The following is a 26,951-nucleotide window of genomic DNA, read 5'->3' as shown; positions in this document are numbered from 1 at the left end:
CTAATTATCGCTATAATTCCCAAATGAATCAGGCGTTTTTGCCTTTTAGAGAGGGGTGAATTAGAATTTCTGCATACCCAAATCCTAAAAAGGGAATTACACACCATGCTCGCTTCGGCTCTTACGCAAGAGCAGCGTTTAATTAAAAATCTCATACGTAATCGCCATTGAGGAGATATCACGGGCGTGCGCTTCAACCGGGGCGATAGTTATGGCTCATAATTCCCTTGCGTGCGCTCCGATTATTGATTTCGGCACCGAGGAGCAGAAGGAAGAATATCTGCCGCGGATGTGCCGGGGCGCCGTAGGGTGCTTCGCTCTTAGCGAACCCGAGTCGGGTTCGGATGCGGCAGGCATAAAGACAGGCGCCGTGAAAAAAGGCGGGGCCTACATCCTTAACGGGACGAAAAGCATGGGTTACCAACGGTCGCGAGGCGGAAGTCGCCGTGGTTTTCGCAAAGACCGACAAGACGAAACGAAGCGGCGGGGTCACGGCATTTATCATTGATCTTGACGCTCCCGGAATCTCTCTTGGAAAATCGGAAAGCAAGCTCGGAATAAAGGGGACGAGCACCTCGCAGATTGTCTTTGAGAACTGCGAGGTGCCGGCGAGCCGGGTTCTTGGCAAAGAGGGAGGGGGCTTTAAGGTCGCCATGAAAACGCTTGATGCGGGAAGAATAGGGGTCGCGGCTCAGGCCGTGGGGATAGCTCAAGCGGTCCTTGACTCCTCGACGCGGTATTCCCTGGAGAGGGAGGCTTTCGGCAGGAAGATCTCAGATTTTCAGGGGATACAGTTCATGCTTGCCGACATGGCGACTAGGATCGAGGCCTCGAGGCTGCTTACCCACAAGGCGGCCTTGATGAAAGATCGCGGAGAAAAATACGCCAAACACTCCTCCATGGCCAAGCTCTACGCTTCTGAGACAGCGATGTGGGTGGCGACCAAGGGCATTCAGGTACACGGAGGAAACGGATATACGACCGATTATCCGGTGGAACGGCATTTCCGCGACGCCAAGATAACGGAGATATATGAAGGAACCTCTGAGATACAGAGGATCATTATCGCCAGGCAGATTCTTTCCGAGTCGCTCTAAGCTGTTATAATTCAGGGTTCATAATCAGTTATGAGTCAGGAGAAAAGCATGTCCGAGTCAAACATAAACACTGTAGGTATCGTGGGGGCTGGCACTATGGGTTCAGGCATAGCCGAGCTTGTCGCCTCAGCGGGAAAAACCGTCGTTCTTTTGGATATTGAAAAGGATATTGCGGAGGATGCGGTCGCAAAAATAGGAAAAAGTCTTGGCAGACTGGCCCGAAGAGGCAAAATTGACAAGGAGCAGGTCACCTTGATCGTCTCAAGGATTCACCCGACCGAAGACTACGGTGATTTCAAGGGTGCGGATATCGTGATTGAGGCCGCAAGCGAGGATATGGATCTTAAAAAGGCGGTTTTTGCCAAGATCGAGGAGAACGCCGGAGAAGACACCATTATTGCCACTAACACATCAACTCTCTCGGTTACGGAGCTTGCCATGAACACCTCTAGGCCCCAAAAAGTTGTCGGAATGCACTTTTTTAACCCCGCACCGATAATGAAACTGGTTGAAGTGATCAATACTGCCAAAACATCGCCTGAGACCCTTGAGGAGACGATGGAATTTGCGCGGAGTCTTGATAAGTATCCGATTATGGCAAAAGACAGAGCTGGATTCGTTGTAAACAGGATTCTGCTGCCGATGATAAACGAAGCGATTTTCACCCTTGATGAGGGCATTGCCGCGGCGGCAGAGATTGATAACGCCATGAAACTCGGGGCAAATCATCCCATAGGGCCGCTTGCGCTTGCGGACCTTATAGGGCTTGACGTCACCCTGAGCGTACTTGACGTTCTCTACACGGAATATGGAGACCAGAAGTTCAGACCCGCTCCCCTGCTTAAGGAAATGGTGAGGGCGGGGAATCTGGGGAGAAAGACAGGAAAAGGCTTTTTTGAATACGGCAGAAAGTAAGGGAGGCATAAATGTACAAGGATCTTTTGTTTGAAAGCACTGATGACGGCGTGGGAGTGCTGACGATTAACAAAGAGAGGTCTATGAATGTCCTTAACGGCGACAGACTACGACAGCTCAAGGACTTCGTGACCGAAAAGCTGCCCGCTGAGAATCTTAAGGTGCTGGTTGTGACCGGAGCCGGAGGAAAGGCTTTTGTCGCCGGGGCCGACGTAAGGCAGATGAGTCAGATGACGACGGACGACTTCAAGGATTACTGTGCCCTGGGAAGAGGGGCTTTTGACTATCTGGAGCAGGCATCTTTTCCGGTTATAGCCGCGATAAACGGATATGCCCTGGGAGGGGGACTTGAACTTGCGCTTGCATGCGATATAAGAGTCGCCTCCGAAAATGCCCGCGTGGGTTTTCCCGAAACCAAGCTCGGTCTTTTTCCCTGCTGGGGAGGAACCCAGAGATCAACCAAGCTTATAGGACCTGGAAAAACCAAGAAACTGATTTTTACCGGAGAGATGGTCACCGCCGCTGAAGCGCTTGCCCTCGGGCTTGTGGATAAGGTAGTGGAGCGGGAAGAGCTTATGGGTGAGGTTATGAAAATAGCCCAGCAGATCGCCCGCAACAGTCCGCTTGCCGTCAGTTACGCCAAAAAAGCGATAAATCAGGGATCCGAGACGGGACTTTCCGAAGGACTTGCGTACGAGATGGAAACGGGGTTTCAGTGTTTTGATTCCTATGACAGGGTTGAGGGAATGAGTGCGTTTGTTGAGAAGAGAACAGCTGAGTTCAAAGGAGAGTAGCAATGGAAAAGGTTGTGCTTTCAGAGCCCCTTAGAACCGCGATAGGGACGTTCGGAGGAAGGCTTAAGGATGTCTCCGCGGTTGATCTCGGGACGGCGGTCGTAAAGGAGATTATAAACAGGGCGTCCCTGCCGCCCGAACAGGTGAATGACTGCATAATGGGCAACATACTGGGAGCGGGACAAGGGCAGAATCCGGCGAGGCAGGTATCGATTAATTCCGGATTAAAAGCTGAGACCCCCGCGATTACCGTTAACAGGGTCTGTGGTTCGGGCCTTCAGTCCGTCGTGAATGCCGCCCAGGCTATAAAGTCCGGCGACTGCGAATGCATTGTGGCGGGAGGGATGGAAAGCATGAGCGTGGCTCCCTTCTATCTTCGGAAAGCCAGGTGGGGATACAAGATGTCAACGCCTTCCGATGAGCTTGTGGACGGAATTCTGTGCGACGGGCTAATGGATGCGTTTAACGATTACCACATGGGAGTTACGGCGGAGAACCTTGCGGAGAGATATGAAATATCAAGGGAGCGCCAGGACGAGTTCGCTTACTCAAGCCAGATGAAAGCCAAAGCCGCGATGGAGGGCGGGAAATTCACCTCCCAGATAGTTTCGGTGTCTGTTCCCGGGCGAAGGGGCAGTTCCGTTCAGTTTGACACTGACGAGCATCCGAGGCCGGACGTTACGCTTGAGAATATCTCGAAGCTAAGACCGGTTTTCAAGAAAGACGGCACGGTGACCGCGGCAAACTCATCGGGCATTAACGACGGAGCCGCCGCCCTGATCGTCACGTCTGAGAGCAAGGCGGAAAAACTGGGTCTGAATCCGCTTGGGTCGATTAAGTCCTACGCAATTTCCGGTGTTGACCCTGCGATCATGGGGATCGGTCCGGTTCCCGCAATGCGCATGGCTCTTGACAAAGCCGGGCTCGGAATCGACGATATCGATCTGGTTGAACTCAACGAAGCCTTCGCGGCGCAGTCCCTTGCCGTATTGAGCGATTTTCCCATTGCGGAGGAGAAACTGAACATAAACGGCGGAGCCATAGCGCTCGGGCACCCGGTGGGGGCCACGGGGGCGGTGCTGCTCGTAAAACTTCTTCATGAATTTGAAAACATCCGCCCCGGCGGGTACGGAATGGTTTCTCTGTGCATGGGAGGTGGCATGGGTATAGCAATGATTGTCGAAAAAATGTAAACTCAGACATAAACGGCGGCTGTCCGAGTGGGCGAATTACCTTAACCAATAGGTCCGATATGAGTGAAAAAATCAAAATAGAGATCATGGATGACGGTCCCCTGATTGTAAGCGACCTCGAGTTGCTTGAAGACGGGGAAGGGAACGGACTTGCGATAAAAAGGAAAACCGCTCTTTGCCGCTGCGGGACCTCTGGAAACAAGCCGTTTTGCGACGGTTCGCACAGGAAAGAGGGGTTTAAGAGCAGCCTTACGTCTGGCGAATCTTCTGCTCCCGACAAGGAAGGGGACGCGGTTATAAGGTCGCTTAAAAACGGTCCCTACGAGGTTTGCGGAGATATTGAACTTTGCGTTGAGGATGATTCGGGGCTCTCGGGGGATGATCCTTATTATCTCTGCCGCTGTGGGGCTTCTGAGAACAAGCCGTTTTGCGACGGTTCGCACAAGCGGATCGGTTTCACTGACAAATAACCTAAGAACTTAGGAGAAGATAAAAATGGTTAAGACTCTATCGACGATGATTCCCTTGGGGAGCGAGGCTCCTGACTTCCGATTGCCGGATGTTGTAAGCGGCGGCGAACTGTCGCTTGGCGATCTCAAGTCGGATGTTGCCACGGTTCTTATGTTTATATGCAACCACTGTCCTTACGTAAAGCACCTGCAGGATGGGCTGGTGGAAGTTGCCGATGAGTACATTTCCAAGGGAGTTTCCTTCATAGCGATAAATTCAAACGACGTTGAGAACTATCCTGACGATTCTCCCGAGAGGATGAAGGAAGTCGCAGAGGAAAAGGGATACTCGTTTCCCTATCTGTTCGATGAGACGCAGGAAATCGCCAAGGCCTATGACGCCGCCTGCACCCCCGACTTTTTCGTTTACGACCGCGACCTGAAGTGCATATACAGGGGGCAGTTTGACGACTCAAGACCCGGGAACGGAAAACCGGTTACCGGAAAGGATATGCGTATGGCACTCGACTCCATTATAGCGGGCCAGGCAATTGAATGGGAGCAGATTCCGAGCATCGGGTGCAACATAAAATGGAAATAGTGCGGTTTCCTCTGCCGCGTGGGACCGCCCGGAAGGAAAAAGAGGGTCACCTAGGGTCCGCAACTTGGAACTTCATCCTCTTGTCCTGTGGGCATTATCGCGCATAACCATGAAATCGAAGACGGACAAAGACGGATCTCCGGAATCCGAGGATTTCATAAGAGCCAGGATAAGAAGCGATCTTCAGGCCGGTATCGCAAAGCCCGTCACCCGTTTCCCCCCCGAGCCCAACGGCTATCTCCATATAGGCCATGCGAAATCCATATGTCTTAATTTCGGTATAGCCGAGGAATTCGGCGGAACATGCAACCTGCGCTTTGACGATACAAACCCCTCAAAGGAAGACGTAAGATATGAGGAGGCTATCAAGGAAGACGTCAGGTGGCTCGGGTTTGACTGGGAAGACAGGACCTATTACGCCTCTGATTATTTCGAGCAGCTCTATGAATACGCCCTTAGGCTGATAAGCGAGGGGAAGGCCTACGTGGACGATCTGAGCGCTGAGGAAATAAGAGAATACCGGGGAACGCTTTCGGAACCCGGCAGGGAGAGCCCTTCAAGGGAGAGATCTGTTGAGGAGAACCTTAAGCTTTTCCGGGCTATGAGAGACGGGGATTTCGACGATGGACAGTACGTGCTTCGGGCGAAAATAGACATGGCTTCGGGCAATATTAACATGCGCGACCCGGTCATGTACCGGATAATGAAGGAGTCCCATGCCCGTACCGAGGATTACTGGTCCATTTATCCGATGTATGACTGGGCCCACGGACAGAGCGACTCCATTGAGGGCATCACACATTCGCTCTGCACTCTTGAGTTTGAGGACCACCGGCCTCTTTACGACTGGTTTATCGCCCAGCTAGGCATATATCATTCCCAGCAGATTGAGTTCGCGAGGCTCAACCTCAGCTACACGGTTCTCAGCAAGAGAAACCTCATGAAGCTGGTTTCCGAGGGATACGTAAGCGGGTGGGACGATCCCAGGATGCCCACGATCTCGGGGTTGCGCAGAAGAGGGTACACGCCTGAGTCGATAAGGGATTTCTGCCGGAAAATAGGCATCACGAAGCAGGACAGCCTAATAGACGTGGAGCTTCTTGAGCACAGCGTAAGGGAGGATCTTAACAAGAGGGCGCAGAGGGTTATGGCGGTGCTTGACCCGCTGAAAGTGGTGATAATCAATTATCCCGAAGACGCAGAAGAGGAGCTCGAAGCGGTAAACAATCCGGAAGATCCCTCCATGGGAAAAAGAAAAGTCCCTTTCTCAAAAGAGCTTTTCATTGAAAGGGATGATTTCATGGAGGATCCTCCGAAAAAGTTCTACAGGCTCTCCCCCGGTTCCGAAGTGCGCCTGCGCTACGCCTACATAGTGAGGTGCGTGGGTTTTGAGCGCGACCCGACGACCGGAGAGGTAACTGAGGTTCACTGTGAATACGACCCCGAAACAAGAGGCGGGAGCGCGCCTGACGGAAGGAAGGTAAGAGGCACCATACACTGGGTTTGTGCGAAAAACGCCTCGAGGGTGACCGTAAGGCTCTACGACAGACTTTTTACCGTTCCCAATCCTATGGCCGACAAACAGAGGGAATTCACCGAATTTCTAAATCCCGATTCACTGCAGGTCCTTGAAGACTGCGTGGCCGAACCGGCTCTTGTGAATGTGAACAATCCGCGGGGGATTAACTACCAGTTTGAGAGGAAGGGATATTTCATCCTTGATTCCGTGGATTCGGCTTCTGGCGCGCCCGTTTTTAACAGGACGGTTTCTCTTAGGGATTCATGGAGCCGCCGCTCGGAGGGCAAAAGGGTCTGATTTCGGTGCTCGGGCGAATTGAGAAACATTATGAGCTGGGAAATTGAAAGAATTGGTGACGTCGCGGTCGTGCGCATGAACTCAAACCCGATGAACGTCATGGGCGAAGGCTTCTTCAGCGATCTTGAAGAGGCTTTCACGACGCTTGAGAGCGATCACACGGAAAGCCCGGTGGTGCTTACCTCTTCTCAGAGGGCTTTTTCCGCCGGTCTTGATCTTAAGTACCATCTTTCGCTTTTTACCGCTGGGGACGAAGAGGAAATCTGGCAGTGGTACGAGCGTTTTCGCGGCGCTTTGCTCCGGGTCTTTACTTATGAAAGACCTGTTGTGGCTGCGGTAAACGGTCACGCGATAGCGGGTGGACTTATACTGGCTCTCTGCTGCGATTACAGGGTATGCGTTGATTCAGGAGCAAGATTCGGTCTTAATGAAATCACCATAGGTTTTCCCATTCCTTCGGCGATAGCCCAGATCGTGCTTTACGTGCTGGGTACGGCAATTGCGCAGCAGGTCATGACAACAGGTTTTCTTTACGAACCCCGCGACGCCGTCAGACTCGGTTTTTTCGATGAAAGCCACGAAGCGGACAAGCTTTTTTCTCACTGCGTTGAGTTCGCGGGGCAGTACGGCCCGTCGCTTATTCCCGGTTACGCCTTCTCTAAAAAGGCTCTTCGCCGCGAGGTCGTGGCGAATATAGAAGGAGCTTGTACCGAAGTTGACAGGGAACTCCCCAAAATTCTGCGCAGCCCGGGGGTTTTGGAGAGCCTCGGGGCTCTGGTTGAAGCCTTGGGAAAAAAGAAAAAATGATACTGTTGCAGGAAGAACCTTGAAAGAAGTCACCGTAAGAAAAGCCACGGGCGACGATGCGGAGGCGATGGCCCTGATACTGAGAGAGATCGGCTGGTCCGAGAGAAGGAACTCCCTTTCACTTGAGGAAGTGTCGTCTCCGATCCGGGATCTCATACTTCAAGCAGACGGAGATCCGGAAGGACACACCATGTACGTCGCATGTGATTCCGGGGGAAGGGTCCTCGGGTTCACCACCGTTCACTGGGTACCGTTCGTTATGCTCGGAAGCTACGAGGGCTACGTCTCGGATCTGTTCGTAAGTCCTTCGGCAAGCGGAATGGGGGCGGGGAGCCGCCTTATCGAGGCAGTTATGGAAGAGGGTAAAAAAAGGGATGTCTACCGTCTGATGGTGACCAACGGCAAGGACAAGCCATCGTATCTGCGGGGCTTTTACAGAAAAAAAGGGTGGACGGAACGGCCGAAGGTTGCTAACTTTACCTACTACTACAAGGAGCCTTGGTCTTAATCTTATAGACGGAAGCCACCAAAAACCAGGAAACGGACCTTAATCGAAAATGCCGAAAAAACAGGAAGAAGCAATTCTGCTAGTGCACTCCCCGGATCGCCCTGGTCTTGTTCACGCGGTCACCAACTTTATATTCGAATACGGGGGTAATATCCACGCGTTGCAGCATTGTGTTGACACGAACGACATGGTGACCTTTATCCGGGCCAAGTGGGGGATGGACGGCTTTACTCTCTCCCGCGAGGAGACGGAGGAGGTTTTCCGCGAGAAAGTGGCGAAGAAACTCGACATGAAATTTGAGGTTTTCTTTACGGGAGACATCCCGCGCATGGCGGTTTTCGTTTCCAAGCTTCCCCACTGCCTCTCGGACATAATTTACAGACTCCGCGCCAGGGAATGGGACGTTGAGATGCCCCTTGTGATAAGCAATCATCCGGATCTCAGGGATGTGGCGGGTCTTCATGGAGCAGATTTCTACGTGTTCGAAGACGTAAAGGACAACAAGGAAGCAGTGGAGGCAGAGCAGCTTGAGCTTCTTCACCGCTACGATGTGGATTTCATAGTGCTTGCAAGATATATGCAGATTTTTACCGAGAATTTCGTATCGCATTACCCCAACAGAATAATGAATATCCATCATTCGTTTCTTCCGGCCTTTCCCGGTGCGCGTCCTTATCACTCCGCGTATGAAAGGGGGGTTAAGGTGGTCGGAGCAACCTGTCATTACGTAACCGAGGAGCTCGATTCGGGACCCATAATAGAGCAGGATGTCATAAAGGTTAACTATGATGATTCAATAGACGACCTCAAGAGAAAGGGGCAGGATCTTGAGAAGCTTGTTCTTTCAAACGCGATCTGGTCCCATATAAACCGGGAGATTTTGATTTACAAAAACAGGACAATCGTATTCAATAAGTAGGGGGAGTTCTTGAGATTCCCTGCGGGTGGGTGAAAAATGAAGTTCAAAGGCACAAACGATTACATAGCTACAAACGACTTAGCCGTGGCCGTTAACGCGGCCATTACGCTTGAGCGTCCGCTACTTGTTAAGGGCGAACCGGGAACGGGCAAGACCATGCTCGCGTTTGAGGTCGCAAAAGCCCTTGGAAAGCAACTTATAACCTGGCACATAAAGTCCACCACAACTGCGCAGCAAGGCCTCTACGAATACGACGCCGTCGCCAGGTTTCGCGACTCGCAACTCGGAGACGAGAGGGTAAACGATATCTCGAACTACATAAAGAAAGGAAAGCTCTGGGAGGCTTTCGAGAGTCCTGAACAGGTAGTGCTTCTGATTGACGAGATAGACAAGGCGGACATAGAGTTTCCAAACGATCTTCTTTTGGAGCTCGACAGGATGGAGTTTTACTGCTACGAGCTCAAAAAAACCGTAAAGGCGGTTAAGAGAGTCATAGTGATAATTACCTCGAATAACGAAAAGGAACTTCCGGATGCCTTTTTGAGAAGGTGCTTTTTTCACTACATAGCTTTTCCCGACCGCAAGACTCTTGAGAAAATAGTTAAGGTGCATTACCCCGATCTCGAGCGAAAACTCATGAATAACGCGCTCACCCTCTTTTATTCCGTAAGGGAGATTGACGGTCTCAAGAAAAAGCCCTCCACGAGCGAACTTATAGACTGGATAAAACTGCTTGCGGCCGACCGCGTGGCCGCTGGTGAGCTCCCGGGAGTGGATATTGAAGAGAGCCTTCCTCCTTACTCGGGTGCGCTTATCAAGAACGAGGCGGACTACGAGATGCTCGAGGCGATTAGGCGAAGATTCAGAAGGTAGGGGGTAAGTTCATGTTTCTTGATTTCTTCCTGCTGCTTAAAAACGACGGATTTCCCGTCACCCTAAAAGAGTATCTTACTTTTCTCGAAGCCCTTGACCGCGACGTGATCGGTTACGACCCGACTGATTTCTACTATCTAAGCCGCTGCGTAATGGTGAAAGATGAGCGGCATCTGGACAGGTTCGACAGGCTTTTTGCCGCTTACTTCAGGGGGGCTCAGCTCGCCGATACCGAGCAGTTCATGCAGATTCCGCTTGAGTGGCTGCGCAAAAACTTTGAGAACGTCCTCTCCGAAGAGGATAAGCAGATGATCCGTTCCATGGGCGGGCTTGAAGAATTGATGGAGAGATTGAGGGAGATTTTCGAGAAGCAGAAAAAACGCCACCAAGGCGGGAACAGATGGATAGGCACGGGCGGCACTTCTCCCTATGGTGCATACGGTTACAATCCCGCCGGCGTTCGAATAGGGCAGGACGGAGGCAGGCAGAGGCGGGCCGTCAAGGTGTGGGACAAAAGAGAGTTTCGCGATCTTGACGATTCGGTGGAATTAAACGTGAGGAACATGAAAATGGCCCTTAGAAAGCTCAGGGTTCTTACGAGAGAGGGGGTGGGGGAGGAGCTTGACATTGAAAAGACGATCGACAGGACTTCGAAAAACGCGGGGCTGCTTGACCTTGAGTTTGTTCCCTCACGCAAGAACAACGTCAAGGTTCTTATGTTCTTCGACGTCGGAGGTTCAATGGAAGATCATGTCGAGCTTTGCTCAAGGCTTTTCTCTGCCGCCAAGCATGAGTTCAAGCACCTTGAATTCTACTACTTCCACAACTGCATATACGAAGCCGTATGGAAAAATAACGCAAGACGCTTCAGCGAGAAGATTCCCACCTTTTCGGTACTCAACAAATACAACGGCGACTACAAGTGCGTTATAGTCGGTGACGCCTCCATGTCCCCGTGGGAGCTTGTGTATCCCAACGGAAGCGTTGAACACAATAACGATGAGCCGGGCCTTCTGTGGCTTAACAGGATAAAGGCGAAATATCCTTTTACAGTGTGGCTTAACCCCGTGCCACAAGATGAGTGGAGGTGGACTGAAAGCATAGGCATGCTAAACGATTTTTACGAAGGCAACATGTTTCCCCTAACGCTCTCGGGTATAAAAGACGCTATTCTGGCTCTCAAGCGGCGCCCCGGCCACCACGGTGCGTCGAGACTCCCGGCGTGATGAGGATATATACCGTTGATGCTTTTACCGACGGGCCGAATTCCGGGAATCCGGCCGCTGTGTGCATTCTCGAAAAAGAAGTGCCCGACCGGACAAAACAGGAGATCGCTTCCCGGGTAAACCTCTCAGAGACTGCTTTTTTACTCAAGAGAAAAGGTGTTTTTGAACTCAGATGGTTTACTCCCAAGATGGAAGTTGACCTTTGCGGGCACGCCACCCTTGCAAGCGCCCATATTCTTTTCACTCTCGGTATCCTTCCCGATACGGAAGACGCCGTGTTTTCCACAAAAAGCGGGATTCTTACCGCGAAGAGAAAAAGCGGTCTCATAGAAATGGATTTTCCCTCGGAGGACCCTTGGGAAGTTGAGATGCCGGAGGACCTGCTTATGGCGATTTCCAAGAGGCCTCTTTACGTGGGCAGAAACCGCTTTGATTACATAGCTCTTTACGAGGGCGAAGAGACTGTGAGAAGCGCTGTCCCGGAACTCGCCCACATCAGGAGGCTTGATTCCAGGGGACTTATAATAACGAGCGTCTCAAGTTCTCACCGCTACGATTTCGTATCGCGTTTTTTCGCTCCTAACGCCGGGATAGAAGAGGATCCGGTTACGGGCTCTGCTCACTGCTGCCTTTGTCCTTTCTGGAGCCGCCGGCTCGGGAAAAAAGAACTCACGGGCTATCAGGCGTCAGAAAGAGGAGGGCTCGTTAATACAAGACTTTCTGAGAAAGGAGTCTTTCTGTCGGGAAAAGCGATTATTGATGGAAGCTTCGAAATCAATCCGGAGTTATAAGGGAACTTGGATTTGTCGCTTGCCAAGATTCACAAAACTTTTTTTTTCGGTAAAATTTAAAGTTCCGTGTTGCAGGGGCGGCGTAGCCAAGAGGTAAGGCAACGGTCTGCAAAACCGTCATACCCCGGTTCGATTCCGGGCGCCGCCTCCAGTTCTGAACTCCGTTCAGCGTAATGCCCGGGTGGCGGAATTGGTAGACGCAAGGGACTTAAAATCCCTCGGGAGTATCTCCCGTGCCGGTTCGAGTCCGGCCCTGGGCATTTTTTTCTACCAAATTCCAAAACGAATGTTAAAATGTGAAATATTATGTAATAATGTAGAACTAGTTGGGACAAAGGGCTGATTTCAAGGAGGTTTTGGAGATGAATTTTAGGACTCGGCTTAACGTAGCCATTTTTGCATTTGTTTTCTCGTTTGCGCTGGTTCTTTCGCTGAATGCTGTTGCCCAAGATGGGCAGAAAAGCCAGAATGAGCAGAAAGAAAATCTCAGTGCGGTGGAAGAGAGCAGTTACACGCTCCGGAAAATGCTTGTAACCGCCACCAAGCGTGTTCAGCTTGCTCAGGACGTGCCTTTCTCCCTGAATGTTCAGTCAGAAGAGGATATAGAGCGCCTTAACACTACTAACTTGGAGGATCTTTCGCGCAACGTTGCCGGACTCTCCATACAGAACCTCGGGCCGGGCCAAAGCGTAGTCACAATCCGCGGCGTTTCTTCCGGGCAGATAGTGCGGGACCAGCCTGGCGTAAAGGAACAGGTTGGCGTGTATCTCGACGAAACCCCTATATCACTGTCGCTTTTCACTCCTGATATCGATCTTTTCGACCTTAACCGTGTGGAAACCTTGAGGGGACCGCAGGGCACGCTCTTCGGATCAGGCTCAATCGGCGGTACCGTTCGCTATATAACCAACCAGCCGCTTTTGGGTGTAAACGAGGTTAAAGTCGAGATTGACGGAAATTATCTTGACGAAGGTTCTGTTGGAGGTCATCTGAAAACAGCCCTCAATGTTCCTTTAGGCGAAGATGCGGCCTTTCGCTTGGTTGCTTACGGTACTAGATACGGCGGTTTCATCGATGCGCAAAAGGAAGGGGGTGCTGTGGATGAGGATGTAAACGACGGCACCCGTCACGGTGGGCGTATTTCCCTTTTATGGGAGCCAACCGAAAACCTGTCCATTACTCCGCGAGTTATATATCAGAACATTGATCTTGGAGGTTTTAACCGCGACGAGGTATTTAACCTTTTTGCAAACCCCTATACCGATCCCCCGACTCCGCTTGGTGATAGAGAGCAGCATCTGCTGCTTGACGAGGCTTTTGAAGATGAAACTCTGATTTTCGACACCGTGGTAAATTGGAGCATTGAAGACTTCTTTGACGTTACATACTCGGCAAGCTATATAAACCGCGATCTTCTTGTAAGTCGTGATGCGAGTGCCCTTACCGGTAGCGTGAGCGTGGACCTTGGATTTGCGGAGGATCAAGTAGCAAACCCATCCAATCTGCGTGACACTACCGACCTTGAACAGATGACCCATGAACTTCGCTTGAGTTCAAATGATGACGGCGCGTTTCAGTGGCTTGCGGGTGTCTTCTACTCCGACGTGGAGCGTGACTATTCTCAGCGTTTACCGACTCCGGGTTATGATGCGTTATTTATACCTTCGGCTGATACTAACTTCCCCGATGCAGTGGATTCGCCTTATAGTTCCGATCTGACATATGATTTAAGGCAGATTGCGCTTTTCGGCGAGGCGACCTACGCGTTGCTCGAACGTCTGGACGTAACGGCCGGTCTGCGCTGGTATGACTGGGAAGAGGATAAGACTTTCAGATCCGGTGGAGGTTTCTCGAATGCTGATGCCCAGAATCAGGACATTACGGTTTCCTCCGACGGATTTACACCTCGGTTTATGGTGAGCTACGATGCTAACGATAACGTTACTGTGAATGCTCAGATTTCCCGGGGCTTTCGTCTCGGCGGAGTTAATGACCCGCTTAACCAGCTGCTTTGCGGAGATGCCTATGATACTTTCCGGGGGTATCAGGAGTTTGAGGATGAGACTCTCTGGAACTACGAGGTCGGGTTTAAGTCCTCCTTTGAGAGTGTTACATTCAACGGCTCGGTTTTTTATACCGATATTGAGAATCTGGGTGTAAACGTTGATGCGGGACCCTGCTCTTCCAGGGTTACGATCAGCGTACCTGAATCTCACACTGCGGGAGCGGAGCTTGAACTGTCTATTCAACCGACAAGATCTTTGCTGCTCGCTTTTGCCGGAAGCTATTTAGAAGCAGAGTTTGATTCCACTATCAGGACGGCAGGTGGGGATGTGGTTGAGGGAATAGAGGAGGGTAACCGCATACCTTCTGTTCCAGACTGGCAGCTCTCAGGATCCGCCACTTATACTTTGCCGGGTATTCTGAGTGCCGGGGAAAGCTTTCTCTCGGCTTCATGGCAGTTTGTAGGCAACAGCATCACGCAGTCAGGCGATCAGATTCCCGGCAGGGGAGTTTTTGGACATGGATTGCCCTACAGGGGTGCCTCTGCCGATGAGGCAACGGAAGTTGATTTGCTGCTTGATTCATACCACCTGTTTAACCTTTCCGCGGGCTTGGTATATGACAATATCGAGTTCACGGCTTACGTGAAGAATATTACGGATGAAAACGTTAAGCTTTCGTTTGACCGCGAGCGGGGAGGACGGGCCCGTCTTGCCTACAGAGTGGGTCAGCCCCGTACTTTTGGTGTGGTTACGCGCATGCGCTTCTGATGAGATAATGGGGAAGGTGTATTAAGACTCATTCTTCCTTGTTAAAAATGAGACTTGTACCTTGCAATTGCGGTATTTAATACCGTAGTTGCAAGGATGGTTGCTGAGAATATACAAGCAGGTTTAGACCAACTTCCATATTTCCGGTTTGGAAATGTCACGCGAAATCTTAAATCCAAGCGTGGATTAGTTCTTAGTGAATCAGATTTTAAGGTCCCGGTTCAGGGATCCCCCCTGCCGAGGCAAGTCAGTTTTACGTTGCAGGTTCGGCTTTCACTCAGTGAAGTACTCTTTTTCTTTTCTCTTCCCCTGTAATATCCTCGGAATCGTCATCGTAATAAAGGTAATTCATTTCTTCAAAGAGTTCGTCGAACTCATCTGCGAATTCATCCTCAAGCCCATCATCTTCGTCAAACATGTCGGAGATGTCTAACGGGTAGTGAGAGTCTTCATCGTCTTTTTTGATAAATTTGAGCATGATTACCTCCGGCGGGAAAAATCTTCAACCAAAAGCTACACCCCGGTTATCAAAAGTCAACATCCCGAGATTAAGTTTCGGTTAAGTGACACAATTACTTTTACTCATGACCTTTCCATCACAGCGGTTTTAAAAGAAAAAAGACGTTTTCAAGGATGAAATCGGGCTTTATTGCCTTGCCCTCAAGATCGGTTTTTTTAGTAACTCCGGTCATTACAAGTGCCGTGCTGTACCCCGCTTTTTCCCCTCCGGCAATGTCGGTTCGGAGACTGTCTCCGACCAGAAGAGTTTTTTTCGTGGGTGCCACTCCACTTTTCTCCAGAATATCGAACATGTATTTTTCGGGTTTTCCAGATGTAACCGCTTTCTTCCCCGATGCAGCTTCCACCGATGCGAGGAGGGCTCCTGTAGCGGGGGCCCGGCCGTGTTCGCAAGGGTAGAAGAAGTCTCCGTTTGTGCCGATGAAGTCTGCGCCGTTTCCGATTGCTATGGAAGCGGTCTTTATTTCCTCAAGATTAAATCCCGGGTGACTTCCTATCACCACGAGGTCTGCGCCGAGAGAGTCATTTCCTGAGACTTCAACCAGTCCCGTTTCCCTGACCTCGTTCTTTAGGTAATCGCTTCCGGCTATGAAGACCGTTTTCCATTTCTCTGATGAAAGTTTTTCCCTTATCATAGAAGCGGTTGCCATGGGGGAGGTTACGAACTCGCTATCGTGCGAGCGAATTCCGAGCCCTCTGAGTTTTTCGGCATAGTCAGAAGGAGACCGCGAGGGGTTGTTGGTTATAAAGCGTATCTCCTTTTTATTCTTTCTTAGTGTCTCTAGCACCTCGGGGGAGTTGCCGATGGCTTTTTCGCCGGAATATATAACCCCGTCTAGGTCAAAGACGAAATGATCAAACGAATTTTGAAAATCCATAACAGGGGCCGGGAATTTTACGAGGGAGGCTGTTCTATCCCCAGATATTCTTTTTAAGTTCTTCCTGAAGCTGGGAGTCGTAGTCTGACTTCATTATCCTGATCAGTTTGTTCTCCCTGTCTTCAAAAAACTCAACTCCCATGAAGGAAAGCACGTCAAACGCAGCCCTTTTATACCCTTCGTAGAACTCTTCTATTTCTCCGGAAGCCCTGACGGTCTTTGAATCAAGGTAAAGGGCTATTGCTGCGATTTCATCCTTTATCTCGGGGGCTATCTCGATCTGAAACCCCTCAAGGTCGCCCTGAAGAAGATGATTCGTGTACATCTCGATTACGGCGTCAAGTGTGTGTACGTCCATTTAAGTGTCCTCTCCGGCGTATTCTAACCGTTTTTACTAAGAAGTTCACTCGCCACTATTATGTTGTCTCTTCCCGCCTTGGCTGCGAGCTGCACCGCTTCTTTGAGGGTGGTTTTTTCCTCAATGGTGCCGAGTTTTAAAAGCATTGGAAGGTTTACTCCTGAAATCACTTCCATTTCGCCGCTCTCAAGAAACATCAGGCTTATGTTGGAAGGAGTTCCCCCGAACATGTCCGTTACAAGCAGTATTCCGTCTCCCTCGTCAACGGTATCGACTGAGGCCCTTACCTTTTTTTCAAAATCCTTGGAATCTTTTGAGGCGTCTATTGAGACCGCGGTCATCTTGACTCTGGGTTTCTCAGGAAGAATAAAGTTTACGGCTGATATGAGTTCCTTTGCGAGCTCTCCGTGCGTGACCACTACTATGGAAAACATAGGATTTTTATAGCTTATTTATGTCTCTGTGTCTAATAATGGCGGAATATTCGGAAAGGCTTTCGCCGAGAGCATCGGCCATGACTACGGAGCGGTGCTTCCCTCCGGTGCAGCCTATCCCCAGAGTAAGATATGATTTTCCTTCCTCTGAATATTTCGGGATTAAAAAGCGCAGAAAAGAGCACAGCTTCTCCAGAAACTCCCGCGAAGCTTTATCCGACATGACAAAGTCCACGACTTCACCGCTGGTTCCGTCAAGATCCCTCAGGGATTCTGTGAAGTGGGGATTTTTCAGAAACCGAACGTCGAAAACCAGATCTGCGTCTTCGGGAATTCCGTACCTGTAGCCGAAAGAGAGAAGGGTAATCAGAGGGGTCTGCTTGTCGGTTGTCCCGGCAATCTTTGCTATGATCGCTTTCAGGTCGTGAACGCTGAGGGTGCTTGTGTCTATGCGCTTGTCCGAGAGCTCTCGTATATTTGCCAGGATTTGCTTTTCCTCTGATATTCCTTCTGCAAGCGTCTTCTCGCTTCCAAGCGGATGAATTCTCCTTGTCTCCTTGTATCTTTTAACGATTGTTTCTTCAGAGCATTCAAGAAACACAAGATCGACCCTTTCAGCTGACCCTCTTATCTTTTCCAGCACTTTTTCGAAATCGTAAAGCGTATCTTTTACCGGTATCCGTATATCAATGACTGCGACCGCTTTTTTTATCTGCGTAAGAGATTTCCCGCAAAGGTCGATAAAAGAGAAAAGAAGCTCGGGGGGCATGTTGTCGACGCAGAAGAAGCCCAGATCTTCAAGTGCTTTCGCCGCCGTACTTTTTCCCGAACCGGAAAGTCCGCTCAGTATTATTATCCGTTCCATTATTCTCGAGTGCCGGATGGAATCTCGATCTTCTTGCCAGTTTCCTTAAGTATCTGGTTTCGCACTGCCACGTCTATTACGGACGCCATGTTTCTTCCCGGACTCACTGGCAGCACCATGTACGGCAGTTCTATGTCGAGTATGGAGTAAGTTTTCGTGTCCAAGCCAAGGCGATCGTATTCCGTTTCGGAATTCCACTGGTGAAGTTCTATAACCATGTCAATTTCTCTTTTTTCCATAACGCAGGTGGTTCCGAAAAGGTCCTTTATGTTCACTATGCCTATTCCCCTTACTTCCACAAGGTACCTTATGTTCTCGGGACCCACTCCGACGAGTGTCTGGGAGCCTATCTTCCTTATTTCGACCACGTCGTCCGCGATAAGTTTGGAGCCCTGTATTATAAGGTCGATTGCGCATTCGCTTTTTCCGATTCCGCTTTTCCCGAGAATCAGGACTCCCGTATGATGCACGTCAAGAAGCACTCCGTGAACTGTTATACGGGTTGCGAATTCCTCGGCGAGCAGTTCATTGAGAATGGTTATGAATTTCCCCGTGCCTAGGGTTGTTGTAAAAAGCGGTATCCCTTTTTTCTCAAAATGCTCGATAAAGGATTTTTCTGGGCTAGCTCCCTTTGAGAGTATGAAGCAGGGAATATCGTTTGACAGAAGATTTGATATTATTTTTTTTTGGGTTCTGCCGGGAAACCCGTTTATATAGGAGATTTCCGTTCTGCCGAGCACTTGTATGTTTCCGTGCTCGAGTTCTATTTTCTTTTCTATCATCCTTAATCCCGGCTTCTTGGCACTTGGTGAAATAATGCGTCTTTCAAGCCCGTTCTCTCCGGAAATGGATTCAAGACCGAGCTTTTCTCCGAATTTTCCGTAAAAGTCTCCGACTGAGATAGAGTAGCTGTTTTCAGAGTTTTTCATCTTCTTCAATCAGCAGGTTGTAAATATCCGAAGCCCCCTTTGACGCAATTTTTGTCCGAATATCTTGGATATCCGCGCAAGCAGGGTTATCCGGGTTTCCGTGGGACAGTTCTCAGGAGTTATCAAGACGGCGAAAAGATAGGTTTTTTCTCCGTCTAGCGAGTCGAAGTCAACCCCTGTCTCGCTTCTGGCAAAAGCTATGGTTATATCCGGAATATCGAGGAGTTTTACGTGTGGAATCGCCACTCCGGAATCAATCGCTGTGCTGCACAGTCCCTCTCGTTCAACTAGGGTTTCGCTTAGCCTCTGCACGTTAAGCCTGGGCACGGCGTCTGCGACTTTTTCCGAAAGCTCCCGCAGCACGTCCGGTTTTGTTGTCGAAACGAGTTCGGGAAATACGGAATTCTTCTCCAGGCATTCAGAGATTTTCACTTTTCTTTTTCCGTGTTCAGGGTGTAAGAAGTCCTACCTTTTTCGAATCGGCTTTTTTGTAAACGACATTCATTTCAAGCGTTTCGCTGTTTCTGAAAGCCACGAAATCCTCTTCGGACGCGTCAAGCTGCAGCAGTGCTTCCCCAACGCTCATGGGCTTGGGACTTAGGTGCTGGTGATCTACTCTCAGGTTGTTTTCCGTCTCGGCCCTCTGCACACGTGCGGCGGAAGGAGTCTTCGAGACGTTTCTTCTTCTCAGGCTCAGCTGCTTATCTGTTCTTCTCCGCAGTTGTTTTATGATCGTGTCGAAAAGCTTGTCTATGGCTGAGTGCATTTCCTCCGTTTCTACCGAAGCGGCTGCTTTTAGGGGCCCCGAGCTGATTGTTATTTCCGCATTGTTTCTGAGTTTCTCCGCTGAAAGAATTATTTTCGCCTCTGACGGATGTCTATCTGGGTCTATGTACCTCTGGAGTTTTGGCATCTTCTTCATCGCGTAACGTTTGAAATGTTCCGACCTTCTTTTGTCGGGAATGTTTTTCGTGATGATATCGGTTTTCATGGTTCAAACCTCCTTTGAGAGTCTTTTTGATGAACTGGGTATGCCGAGTATTTTTCTGTATTTTGCAACCGTTCTTCTCGCAACCTTTACGTTTTTCATAGAAAGTATTCTGGATATATCTTCGTCCGAGAACGCACACTGAGCCGGTTCTTCATTAACTATTTCCCTGATCATTGATTTTATTTTCTCAAGCGAAATCTTTTGTCCGTTGGATGAGCGGACTCCTCTTGAGAAAAGCTTTTTAAGTTCTACGATTCCTTGGGGGCATTGTATGTATTTTCTGCTTGTTATACGGCTCACGGTTGATTCATGAATGCCCACGGTGTCAGCCACGTCCTTTAGCTTTAGTGGTTTTATGTGAGCACTGCCGTGATCGAAAAACTCCCTTTGCTCATCGACGATTTTCTCCATAACTTTGCGTATTGTAGTCTCGCGCTCTTCGATGCAGCGGACGATTCTCTGGGCCACTTCGATTTTTTCCCGCAGATAGTCCGTGGTTTCTCCCGTTAGGTTCGCACGGTCGGAGAGAATCTTTTTGCAGTAGGAACTTATTCTGAGTTTCGGAAAACTCCTATTTGACTGCATCTGCAAGTCATCTCCCACCTTGTACACGTAGAAGTCGGGAACGATGTTTCTAGTCGCATCTTTAATGTAATAAGGTCGTCCGGGTTTTGGCTCAAGGGAGGTTATTACGGTTTCAATTTCCAGTACCTCTTCCTTGTTTATGTCAAGTTCGGCGCAGATCTTCTCGTAGTCTTTTCTGCCGAGATCGTCGATATGGTTTTCTACCACCCGCACAAGAGCGCTTTCCCTTTCATAACCGAGATCCAGAGCCTGTGCGGCGAGACACTCGGAGAGGGAGCGGGAACCGACTCCGATGGGATCAAACGTGGTGCGTATCTTCTCTGCTACCCGTATTATCTCCCCCGCATGGTTACCGCCTGCCTCGGATGAGCCTTCTACGTCAAGCAGCCTTGCTATTTCTTCAAGTTCAATATCAAGGTATCCATCCTCGTTTATGTTACCGATGATAAGCGAAGCTATCTGCTTTTGCCGCTCGCTAAAATCGGTCATTGACAGCTGCCAGTGAAGGTGCTCAAACAAAGAATCCTGATTTGGAATCTGGTTCTCCCAGGTGGTCTCCTCGCTTATTTCCGCAGAAAACTCTTCGGGTGCCGGATAGTCGGTTTCCGTCGGGCCGAGTTCATTTAGAAGAGATTCTCCCGGATCTTCTTTTTCCGTTTCCAGAGATGAATCTGGATCTTCTTCCAAGGCGGGGTTTTCTATGAGCTGTTCCTCTAGGTACTCCCTGAGCTCAACCGTGTTCATCTGTACCAGGCTTAGAAAAAGCCTGAGATGCTGGGTGAGTATGAGCTTTTGCTTCTGTGCTACGTTGGGGGTCTGCGCAAGACCGAATCCGCTCATTTAAATGATTTTTCTCCTTTTCCTGTTTCCCAAACCCTGTAAAATCAACCCATTTAAATTATAACACCATTTGACCCGTTATTTAATTTTAAGCCTGTATGGTATTAGCTGGGAACAGTAGCGTCAGGGGTAATTGCTTAGAGCAGGCTGCCGACGGGGTACAGAAAATAGCAGGGGATTGGCAGCGGAGAACCCGGTTTATATGTAGAATCTAAATTCCGAGCCCGCTGTGTGACAGCGGATCGTGTTACTCCCGGTACCACTCGTGGATATTCCACAGTTCGGAGTCCCATCCGTTTACCCGTACTCCTTTTAGGCTGTTGCTGAAAGCCGAGACGAAAGCGCGGTCAACCAAGGGAATCACTACATGGTTCTGAATCAACATGTCATTCATTCGAATGACCAGGTTTTCACGGTCCGGGCCGATAGGGGTCCGCGTCAGTTCCTGATAGAGATCATCGTACTCCTGGTTGGACCAGCGAGATATGTTGCCGCCCAACCAGTCATTTTCGGAGCCGGGAATCTCAGTAGTTAGCCAGTTTGACAAATAGTTCTGCGGATCAATGGATGATGTTCCGTTGCCATACATTTCAACATCGGCATAAAATCTCCAGAGGTTGTCGGGGTTATCCGGATCACTGCTAAAGAAAACACCTGCGTTAATGCTCTTCAACTCGGCTTCCACCCCTATATCCCTCCACCATCCCTGAATCAGTTCCTGAGTACCTTGGCGAACCGAGTTAGTAGAGGTCTGGTAAAGAATTTCCAGGCGGACTCCGTCTTTTTCCCGGATACCGTCGGCGCCGGGTGTCCATCCGGCCTCTTCAAGCAGGGTTCTTGCTTGCTCGATATCCTGGGTCAGGCAGTCCTGGTTATTCGGTGAAACGTACTGGAGGGGTGCTGGAATAATGTTGCAGGCTGCCCTGCCCGCGGCACCGTAAAGTTGCTCGGCGATATGTCCGCGGTCAATGGCTAAGGACAAGGCCCTGCGCACTGCCGGGTCGGTCAGGAAGGGATGAGGATTATTGCCTTCTGACCACTCGGAGCGTCGGTTTCCCAGATCTGGGTCGGGATTGGAGAAGTTTACTACCAATTGTTCAACAAGTGAGGCAAAGGCCGGTCGAACTGTTCCCTCGCCGACTTCCTGCAAAGCCCCGAGAGTTTGAGGGTCTATTTGCAGATTCCAAGCGTAGTCAGCTTCACCCCTTTCCAGGACGGCCTGTGCAGCAGTGACGGCATCCCCGCCACCTTTTATTACCACTTTGGGGAATAGCCGGTCGGTTACGCGGAAATGTTCGTTGATTTCATAAGTAAGAATTGAGTTAGTTTCTGTATCTGATTCACTGATTGAGAAATCGGTGATTTTATAGGCCCCTGTCCCAACTGGATATAGATTTTCCGTAACACATTCCTGAGCTGCCTCACCGACGCAGTTTGCAAACTGCGCCTTTTGCAGAATAGGGGAAGAGGCTCCCACAAAGAGGGCATATGGATAGATTACAGGGGCAGTGAAGGTAATTTTGATGCTAAGCGGGGAATCCTCGACAGGGTCCACATTCCCTATGGGTACGAGCTCACACATATCTTCTGTTCCTGGCAGAGAACACAAGTACCTGTGGGTAAATATAATATCTTCGACCGTTAGGGGAGTGCCGTCGGACCAAAGGATTCCTTCTTTAAGCTTCCAGGTAATCGTGGTCATATCTTCTGATACGCCGCCACTATCCACGGTCGGAATTTCCTCGGCTAGTCGAGGTACTAGCCTTCCTTCCTCATCATAGTTCGCCAGGGGCTCTAGGATCAAAGCGCTAGCATCAACATCCTTAGTCCCGCCGGCAAGATAGGGATTGGCTATAGTAGGGGCCTGCCAGTAAAGTATGGTCAGGGTCTCATCATCATCGTCATCTCCACAGGAAGCTATGAAGAGTCCCGCAACTATCATTGCCAAGACTAAAAAGGTTTTTTTGTATTTCATCTGAATTTCTCCTGAGAAGTTATTAATACTAAGGTTTTAGAATTTTCCTATTATTACCAAGAAACATTTGGAACGCAATCGTTGTCGGAGACCATCAATTGCGAGTGCTCGGAAAAACTTTAAAACCGCGGAGAATTTTCTCAATTTTTTTTGTACGGGTATCTTTTTTTGCGTGAACGTAAGCGAAGCCGCAAGAATCATAATCATTCTCGGTGCGATGCTAATAGCGCTCGGAGTCATACTGCCTTATGCGGCGAAACTTGATTTCTTCGGGAAACTTCCTGGAGATATAAGAATCAAAAGAGAAAATTTCAGTTTTTATTTTCCGATCGCAACCTGCATAGTGCTGAGCATCCTGCTCACGCTTCTGGGCAATCTTTTCTTCAGAAAATAAAAACGGGGAGGATGGACGGGGATTAAGAGCTTTTCCGCTCGTCAGGAAGAACCCAATCTCTTTCGTTCATGAAAAGCTTTTCATACTTTTCTATGCTGTTTTCTAACTCAAGGGTCTGCGATATGTCATCAAGCCCTTCAAGAAGCACTTTTCTTTTGAAATCGTCTATCTCGAATGAAAAGCTTATCCCTTCCCCCGTTACGGATTTCTCAACCAGATCAACCTCAAGGGAATAACCTTCATTCTCCAATACAATGCGGAACAACTCATCCGTTCTGTCCTTGGAGAGGGCTATGGGGAGTATCGAGTTCTTAAAACAGTTGTTATAGAAAATATCCGCAAAGGATGGAGCCAGAATTACCCTGAACCCCGCTTCCCTTATCGCCCAAGGAGCATGTTCCCTGGAGCTTCCGCTTCCGAAATTTTCCCGGGTCAGAAGTATGCACGCATCCGCGTACCTCGTCTGGTTGAGTTCGAAATCCTCGTTTAAGGTCCCGTCGTCGTTATATTTCCAGTCGAAAAACAGAAAGTCTCCGAATCCCGTTCTCTCGATGCGTTTTAGGAACTGCTTGGGGATTATCTGGTCGGTGTCGACGTTCATTCTGTCAAGAGCCGCTACTTTTCCCGATACCTTTTGAAGTTTCTCCATGTTTCAAGTCCCCTTCTCTATTTCCCAGCCGCGCACGTCCACAAAATGTCCCGTGATTGCTGCTGCGGCAGCCATTATGGGGCTTACCAGATGGGTTCTTCCCCCTTTTCCCTGGCGACCCTCGAAATTTCTGTTGGATGTACTGGCGCATCTTTCCCCTGGGGCCAATATGTCTGGGTTCATTCCAAGACACATGCTGCATCCCGACTCGCGCCACTCAAATCCGGCCTCGGTAAATATCCTGTGAAGTTCCATTTCCTCTGCCTTTTTCTTTACAAGCTGGGAACCTGGAACCACCATTGCGTTTACTCCATCGGCTACTTTCCTGCCTTTTACGAGCTTCGCAACCGCCAGCAGATCTTCCATTCTGGAATTCGTGCAGGAACCTATAAACACCCTGTCAACGTGTATGTCCGTTATCGGGGTGTTTGCCTTGAGGTCCATGTATTCAAGGGCCTGTTCCATTGATTTTCTCTTGCTTGAGTCTTCGCACTCCCTTGGATCGGGTACTTTTGAAGTTATGTCCGTTACCATCCCTGGGTTGGTTCCCCAGCTTACCTGTGGAGCTATCTTGCGGGCGTCAAGGGTGACTGATTTGTCGAAAACGGCGTCGGGGTCCGTGCGGAGAGTCTGCCAGTGTTCGAGGGCCTTTTCGTAATTGCCATCTTTCGGTGCGTACCGGCGGCCCTCTACGTACTCGAAGGTCTTTTGATCGGGCGCTATCATTCCGGCTCTTGCTCCTCCCTCTATCGACATGTTGCATACCGTCATCCTCTCTTCCATGGAAAGTGCCTCTATCGCTTCTCCTCGGTATTCGACCACGGTCCCGGTGGCCCCCGCGGTTCCTATATGTCCGATTATGCCCAGGATTATGTCCTTTGCGGTAACCCCGTACTGGCGTTCGCCCTCGACCCTTATTTCAAACACCTTCGGGCGGTTCTGTCTTAAGCACTGCGTCGCCAGAACATGCTCCACTTCGCTTGTTCCTATACCGAAGGCGAGTGCTCCGAACGCTCCGTGGGTGGAAGTGTGGCTGTCTCCGCACACTATGGTCATCCCGGGTTTTGTAAGGCCGAGTTCGGGCCCGATAACGTGCACTATGCCTTGGGAGTGGTTGTTTATTCTTATTCCGAAGAGCGTTATTTCGAAATCCTTGCAGTTTTGCCGCAGGGCTTCTATCTGTTTTGCGGATATGGGATCCGAAATTGGTCCGCTACGGTCGGTGGTCGGTACGTTATGATCCATGGTGGCGAAAGTAAGGTCCGGTCTCCTTACTTCTCGTCCCGTAATTCTCAGCCCTTCAAACGCCTGGGGAGAGGTAACTTCGTGAACTAGGTGAAGATCTATGTAGAGAAGGGACGGTTTACCTTCCTCTTCGTGCACGAGGTGGGATTCCCAGATTTTGTCAAAAAGAGTTTTTCCTGCCATCGTTAACTGCTCCAGAGCGCCGTCTTTTCGTTCCCGAACCGCGCTTTTTCCCCAAGCTCCTCCTCTATGCGCAGAAGCTGGTTGTATTTTGCTATTCTGTCGCTTCGGGATGCCGACCCGGTTTTTATCTGACCGGCGTTTGTGGCAACTGCAATATCCGCTATCGTCGAGTCTTCTGTTTCTCCCGAGCGATGGGATATTATGTAACTATAACCCGCCTGCTTGGCCATCTCAATAGCTTCGAGGGTTTCGGTAAGCGTTCCTATTTGGTTTACCTTTATGAGTATGGAGTTTGCCAAGCCCGAATCTATTCCGTCTGAGAGTCTCTTTGTGTTCGTTACAAAAAGATCGTCTCCGACAAGCTGTACGTCGGAGCCTATTTTTTTCGTAAGCGTCTTCCAGCCTTCCCAATCGTTTTCATCCAGGGGATCTTCTATCGAAACGATAGGGTATTTTTTTATCCACTTCTCGTATATTTCCATTAAACCGGCGACCGGTACGGTTTTTCGCTCCACATGGTAACTTCCCTCGCGGAAGAACTCGCTTGAAGCTACGTCAAGCGCTATTGATATCTGCTCCGAGGGGCTGTATCCGGCTTTCCATATGGCTTCTATTATGCATTCGAGCGCCTCTTCGTTCGATCCCAGGGAAGGTGCAAAACCTCCTTCGTCTCCGACGGCTGTCGAGAGGTTCTTGGCGCTGAGTATGGATTTGAGTGTGTGGAAGGTTTCCACTCCCGCCCGAAGGGCTTCCCGGAAAGTGGAGAAACCATGGGGAACTATCATGAATTCCTGAAAATCAAGGTTGTTGTCCGCATGAGCGCCGCCGTTGATTATGTTCATAAGCGGTACGGGGAGGGTATCGGCATTTTCACCTCCTAGATAGCTGAAAAAAGAGGTTCCCCTGGAATTCGCAGCCGCCCTCGCCGAGGCAAGTGACACGCCCAGAATGGAGTTCGCTCCGAGACGGGACTTTGTTTCCGTCGAGTCAAGCTCTATCATGGTGCTGTCTATCAGCTCTTGGTTGTGCACCTCAAGGCCCTCAAGGCGCGGAGCTATTATGTCGTGGACATTCTCTACTGCCTTCAAAACCCCCTTTCCCATATACCTGTGCTTCTCCCCGTCCCGAAGCTCAAGTGCTTCGTGCTCTCCGGTCGATGCTCCCGAGGGAACCATCGCCCGACCGAAGGCTCCGTCTGAGCAGTTCACCTCCACCTCTATCGTTGGATTTCCCCTTGAATCCAGTATTTCTCTTGCTCTTATTTCGTTTATCTTTGACATTTTGATTTCCTCTTGAGTTGCCTGTTCAACTATGAAGCGCAAACCCTGATTTGGGTTTGATTG

At 49.9% G+C, this 26,951-nt stretch carries 29 protein-coding genes and 2 tRNA genes; 18 read left to right on the top strand and 13 right to left on the bottom strand.

The window, feature by feature from the left end:
• Window positions 1–160 precede the first annotated feature (160 nt).
• The 17 genes from OXG10_07505 to OXG10_07425 all read left to right on the top strand — a co-directional run bounded on the left by OXG10_07505 (window position 161) and on the right by OXG10_07425 (window position 14,763).
• Window positions 161–508 carry an acyl-CoA dehydrogenase family protein gene (locus tag OXG10_07505; GenBank protein ID MCY3827201.1) on the top strand — a complete coding sequence of 116 codons (348 nt, stop codon included), beginning with the start codon at window positions 161–163 and terminating at the stop codon, window positions 506–508.
• Window positions 447–1,097 (top strand): acyl-CoA dehydrogenase family protein, encoded by a 651-nt coding sequence (locus tag OXG10_07500; protein ID MCY3827200.1) that lies wholly within the window; start codon window positions 447–449, stop codon window positions 1,095–1,097. Before OXG10_07505 ends, OXG10_07500 begins: the two co-directional genes overlap by 62 nt.
• Window positions 1,098–1,160: 63 nt before the next feature.
• Entirely contained in the window at window positions 1,161–2,012 is an 852-nt protein-coding gene (locus OXG10_07495; GenBank protein ID MCY3827199.1) for a 3-hydroxyacyl-CoA dehydrogenase NAD-binding domain-containing protein, read from the top strand.
• 11 nt (window positions 2,013–2,023) lie between these two features.
• Complete coding sequence (locus tag OXG10_07490) at window positions 2,024–2,806, top strand: enoyl-CoA hydratase-related protein (GenBank protein MCY3827198.1); 783 nt, start codon at window positions 2,024–2,026, stop codon at window positions 2,804–2,806.
• Between the two features lie 2 nt (window positions 2,807–2,808).
• Window positions 2,809–3,999, top strand: a complete 1,191-nt coding sequence (locus OXG10_07485) for an acetyl-CoA C-acetyltransferase (GenBank protein MCY3827197.1) — start codon at window positions 2,809–2,811, stop codon at window positions 3,997–3,999.
• A gap of 59 nt (window positions 4,000–4,058) precedes the next feature.
• Entirely contained in the window at window positions 4,059–4,469 is a 411-nt protein-coding gene (locus OXG10_07480) for a CDGSH iron-sulfur domain-containing protein (GenBank protein ID MCY3827196.1), read from the top strand.
• 25 nt (window positions 4,470–4,494) lie between these two features.
• Window positions 4,495–5,049, top strand: a complete 555-nt coding sequence (locus tag OXG10_07475) for a thioredoxin family protein (GenBank protein ID MCY3827195.1) — start codon at window positions 4,495–4,497, stop codon at window positions 5,047–5,049.
• 109 nt (window positions 5,050–5,158) lie between these two features.
• Window positions 5,159–6,865, top strand: coding sequence for a glutamine--tRNA ligase/YqeY domain fusion protein (locus OXG10_07470; GenBank protein ID MCY3827194.1), 1,707 nt, complete (start codon window positions 5,159–5,161; stop codon window positions 6,863–6,865).
• A gap of 30 nt (window positions 6,866–6,895) precedes the next feature.
• The gene (locus tag OXG10_07465) at window positions 6,896–7,672 is read left to right on the top strand and encodes an enoyl-CoA hydratase/isomerase family protein (protein MCY3827193.1); all 777 of its coding nucleotides are present in this window, start codon (window positions 6,896–6,898) and stop codon (window positions 7,670–7,672) included.
• A 19-nt stretch (window positions 7,673–7,691) separates the two neighbouring features.
• Complete coding sequence (locus OXG10_07460; GenBank protein MCY3827192.1) at window positions 7,692–8,180, top strand: GNAT family N-acetyltransferase; 489 nt, start codon at window positions 7,692–7,694, stop codon at window positions 8,178–8,180.
• 49 nt (window positions 8,181–8,229) lie between these two features.
• Window positions 8,230–9,099 (top strand): formyltetrahydrofolate deformylase, encoded by an 870-nt coding sequence (purU, locus tag OXG10_07455; GenBank protein ID MCY3827191.1) that lies wholly within the window; start codon window positions 8,230–8,232, stop codon window positions 9,097–9,099.
• Window positions 9,100–9,135: 36 nt separating this feature from the next.
• Window positions 9,136–9,972 (top strand): MoxR family ATPase, encoded by an 837-nt coding sequence (locus tag OXG10_07450; protein ID MCY3827190.1) that lies wholly within the window; start codon window positions 9,136–9,138, stop codon window positions 9,970–9,972.
• Window positions 9,973–9,983: 11 nt separating this feature from the next.
• Complete coding sequence (locus OXG10_07445) at window positions 9,984–11,198, top strand: VWA domain-containing protein (protein MCY3827189.1); 1,215 nt, start codon at window positions 9,984–9,986, stop codon at window positions 11,196–11,198.
• Complete coding sequence (locus tag OXG10_07440; GenBank protein ID MCY3827188.1) at window positions 11,198–11,989, top strand: PhzF family phenazine biosynthesis protein; 792 nt, start codon at window positions 11,198–11,200, stop codon at window positions 11,987–11,989. The genes OXG10_07445 and OXG10_07440 overlap by 1 nt, the downstream gene beginning before the upstream one ends.
• A gap of 76 nt (window positions 11,990–12,065) precedes the next feature.
• Window positions 12,066–12,140, top strand: a tRNA-Cys gene (locus OXG10_07435).
• A 24-nt stretch (window positions 12,141–12,164) separates the two neighbouring features.
• Window positions 12,165–12,249, top strand: a tRNA-Leu gene (locus OXG10_07430).
• Window positions 12,250–12,351: 102 nt separating this feature from the next.
• A complete protein-coding gene (locus OXG10_07425) occupies window positions 12,352–14,763 on the top strand; it encodes a TonB-dependent receptor (GenBank protein ID MCY3827187.1) in 2,412 nt (803 codons plus the stop codon).
• A gap of 277 nt (window positions 14,764–15,040) precedes the next feature.
• Here OXG10_07425 and OXG10_07420 read toward each other — a convergent pair whose 3' ends face one another.
• The 10 genes from OXG10_07420 to OXG10_07375 all read right to left on the bottom strand — a co-directional run bounded on the left by OXG10_07420 (window position 15,041) and on the right by OXG10_07375 (window position 23,137).
• Window positions 15,041–15,241: a hypothetical protein gene (locus OXG10_07420; GenBank protein ID MCY3827186.1), complete on the bottom strand. Its 201-nt coding sequence runs from the start codon at window positions 15,239–15,241 to the stop codon at window positions 15,041–15,043.
• A gap of 118 nt (window positions 15,242–15,359) precedes the next feature.
• Window positions 15,360–16,160 carry an HAD-IIA family hydrolase gene (locus tag OXG10_07415; protein ID MCY3827185.1) on the bottom strand — a complete coding sequence of 267 codons (801 nt, stop codon included), beginning with the start codon at window positions 16,158–16,160 and terminating at the stop codon, window positions 15,360–15,362.
• A gap of 34 nt (window positions 16,161–16,194) precedes the next feature.
• Window positions 16,195–16,518, bottom strand: a complete 324-nt coding sequence (locus OXG10_07410) for a hypothetical protein (protein MCY3827184.1) — start codon at window positions 16,516–16,518, stop codon at window positions 16,195–16,197.
• Between the two features lie 23 nt (window positions 16,519–16,541).
• Window positions 16,542–16,952, bottom strand: coding sequence for a PTS fructose transporter subunit IIA (locus OXG10_07405; GenBank protein MCY3827183.1), 411 nt, complete (start codon window positions 16,950–16,952; stop codon window positions 16,542–16,544).
• A gap of 7 nt (window positions 16,953–16,959) precedes the next feature.
• A complete protein-coding gene (gene rapZ, locus OXG10_07400; GenBank protein ID MCY3827182.1) occupies window positions 16,960–17,817 on the bottom strand; it encodes an RNase adapter RapZ in 858 nt (285 codons plus the stop codon).
• On the bottom strand, window positions 17,817–18,746 hold the full coding sequence (hprK, locus tag OXG10_07395) for an HPr(Ser) kinase/phosphatase (GenBank protein MCY3827181.1): 930 nt from the start codon (window positions 18,744–18,746) through the stop codon (window positions 17,817–17,819). The genes rapZ and hprK overlap by 1 nt, the downstream gene beginning before the upstream one ends.
• 9 nt (window positions 18,747–18,755) lie before the next feature.
• Complete coding sequence (locus OXG10_07390) at window positions 18,756–19,178, bottom strand: PTS sugar transporter subunit IIA (protein ID MCY3827180.1); 423 nt, start codon at window positions 19,176–19,178, stop codon at window positions 18,756–18,758.
• A gap of 16 nt (window positions 19,179–19,194) precedes the next feature.
• Window positions 19,195–19,737: an HPF/RaiA family ribosome-associated protein gene (locus tag OXG10_07385; protein MCY3827179.1), complete on the bottom strand. Its 543-nt coding sequence runs from the start codon at window positions 19,735–19,737 to the stop codon at window positions 19,195–19,197.
• 3 nt (window positions 19,738–19,740) lie between these two features.
• Window positions 19,741–21,162: an RNA polymerase factor sigma-54 gene (rpoN, locus tag OXG10_07380; GenBank protein MCY3827178.1), complete on the bottom strand. Its 1,422-nt coding sequence runs from the start codon at window positions 21,160–21,162 to the stop codon at window positions 19,741–19,743.
• 247 nt (window positions 21,163–21,409) lie between these two features.
• On the bottom strand, window positions 21,410–23,137 hold the full coding sequence (locus OXG10_07375; protein MCY3827177.1) for a peptide ABC transporter substrate-binding protein: 1,728 nt from the start codon (window positions 23,135–23,137) through the stop codon (window positions 21,410–21,412).
• A gap of 172 nt (window positions 23,138–23,309) precedes the next feature.
• Between OXG10_07375 and OXG10_07370 the strand changes: the two genes are divergently transcribed.
• Window positions 23,310–23,531, top strand: coding sequence for a DUF2905 domain-containing protein (locus tag OXG10_07370; protein MCY3827176.1), 222 nt, complete (start codon window positions 23,310–23,312; stop codon window positions 23,529–23,531).
• A gap of 22 nt (window positions 23,532–23,553) precedes the next feature.
• On the opposite strand, the gene leuD is transcribed toward OXG10_07370, so the two are convergent.
• From leuD to eno, 3 genes are read right to left on the bottom strand one after another with little or no spacing between them, the layout of a single operon-like run.
• Complete coding sequence (gene leuD / locus OXG10_07365) at window positions 23,554–24,180, bottom strand: 3-isopropylmalate dehydratase small subunit (protein MCY3827175.1); 627 nt, start codon at window positions 24,178–24,180, stop codon at window positions 23,554–23,556.
• A 3-nt stretch (window positions 24,181–24,183) separates the two neighbouring features.
• Window positions 24,184–25,608, bottom strand: a complete 1,425-nt coding sequence (gene leuC / locus OXG10_07360) for a 3-isopropylmalate dehydratase large subunit (protein ID MCY3827174.1) — start codon at window positions 25,606–25,608, stop codon at window positions 24,184–24,186.
• Between the two features lie 2 nt (window positions 25,609–25,610).
• Window positions 25,611–26,888 carry a phosphopyruvate hydratase gene (gene eno / locus OXG10_07355; GenBank protein MCY3827173.1) on the bottom strand — a complete coding sequence of 426 codons (1,278 nt, stop codon included), beginning with the start codon at window positions 26,886–26,888 and terminating at the stop codon, window positions 25,611–25,613.
• Window positions 26,889–26,951 lie beyond the last annotated feature (63 nt).

The sequence above is a fragment of the Candidatus Dadabacteria bacterium genome (assembly GCA_026706695.1).
Lineage (GTDB): Bacteria > Desulfobacterota_D > UBA1144 > Nemesobacterales > Nemesobacteraceae > Nemesobacter.
The sequence above is the reverse complement of the archived record's forward strand: the minus strand, read 5'-3'. Positions and strand labels throughout refer to the sequence as shown.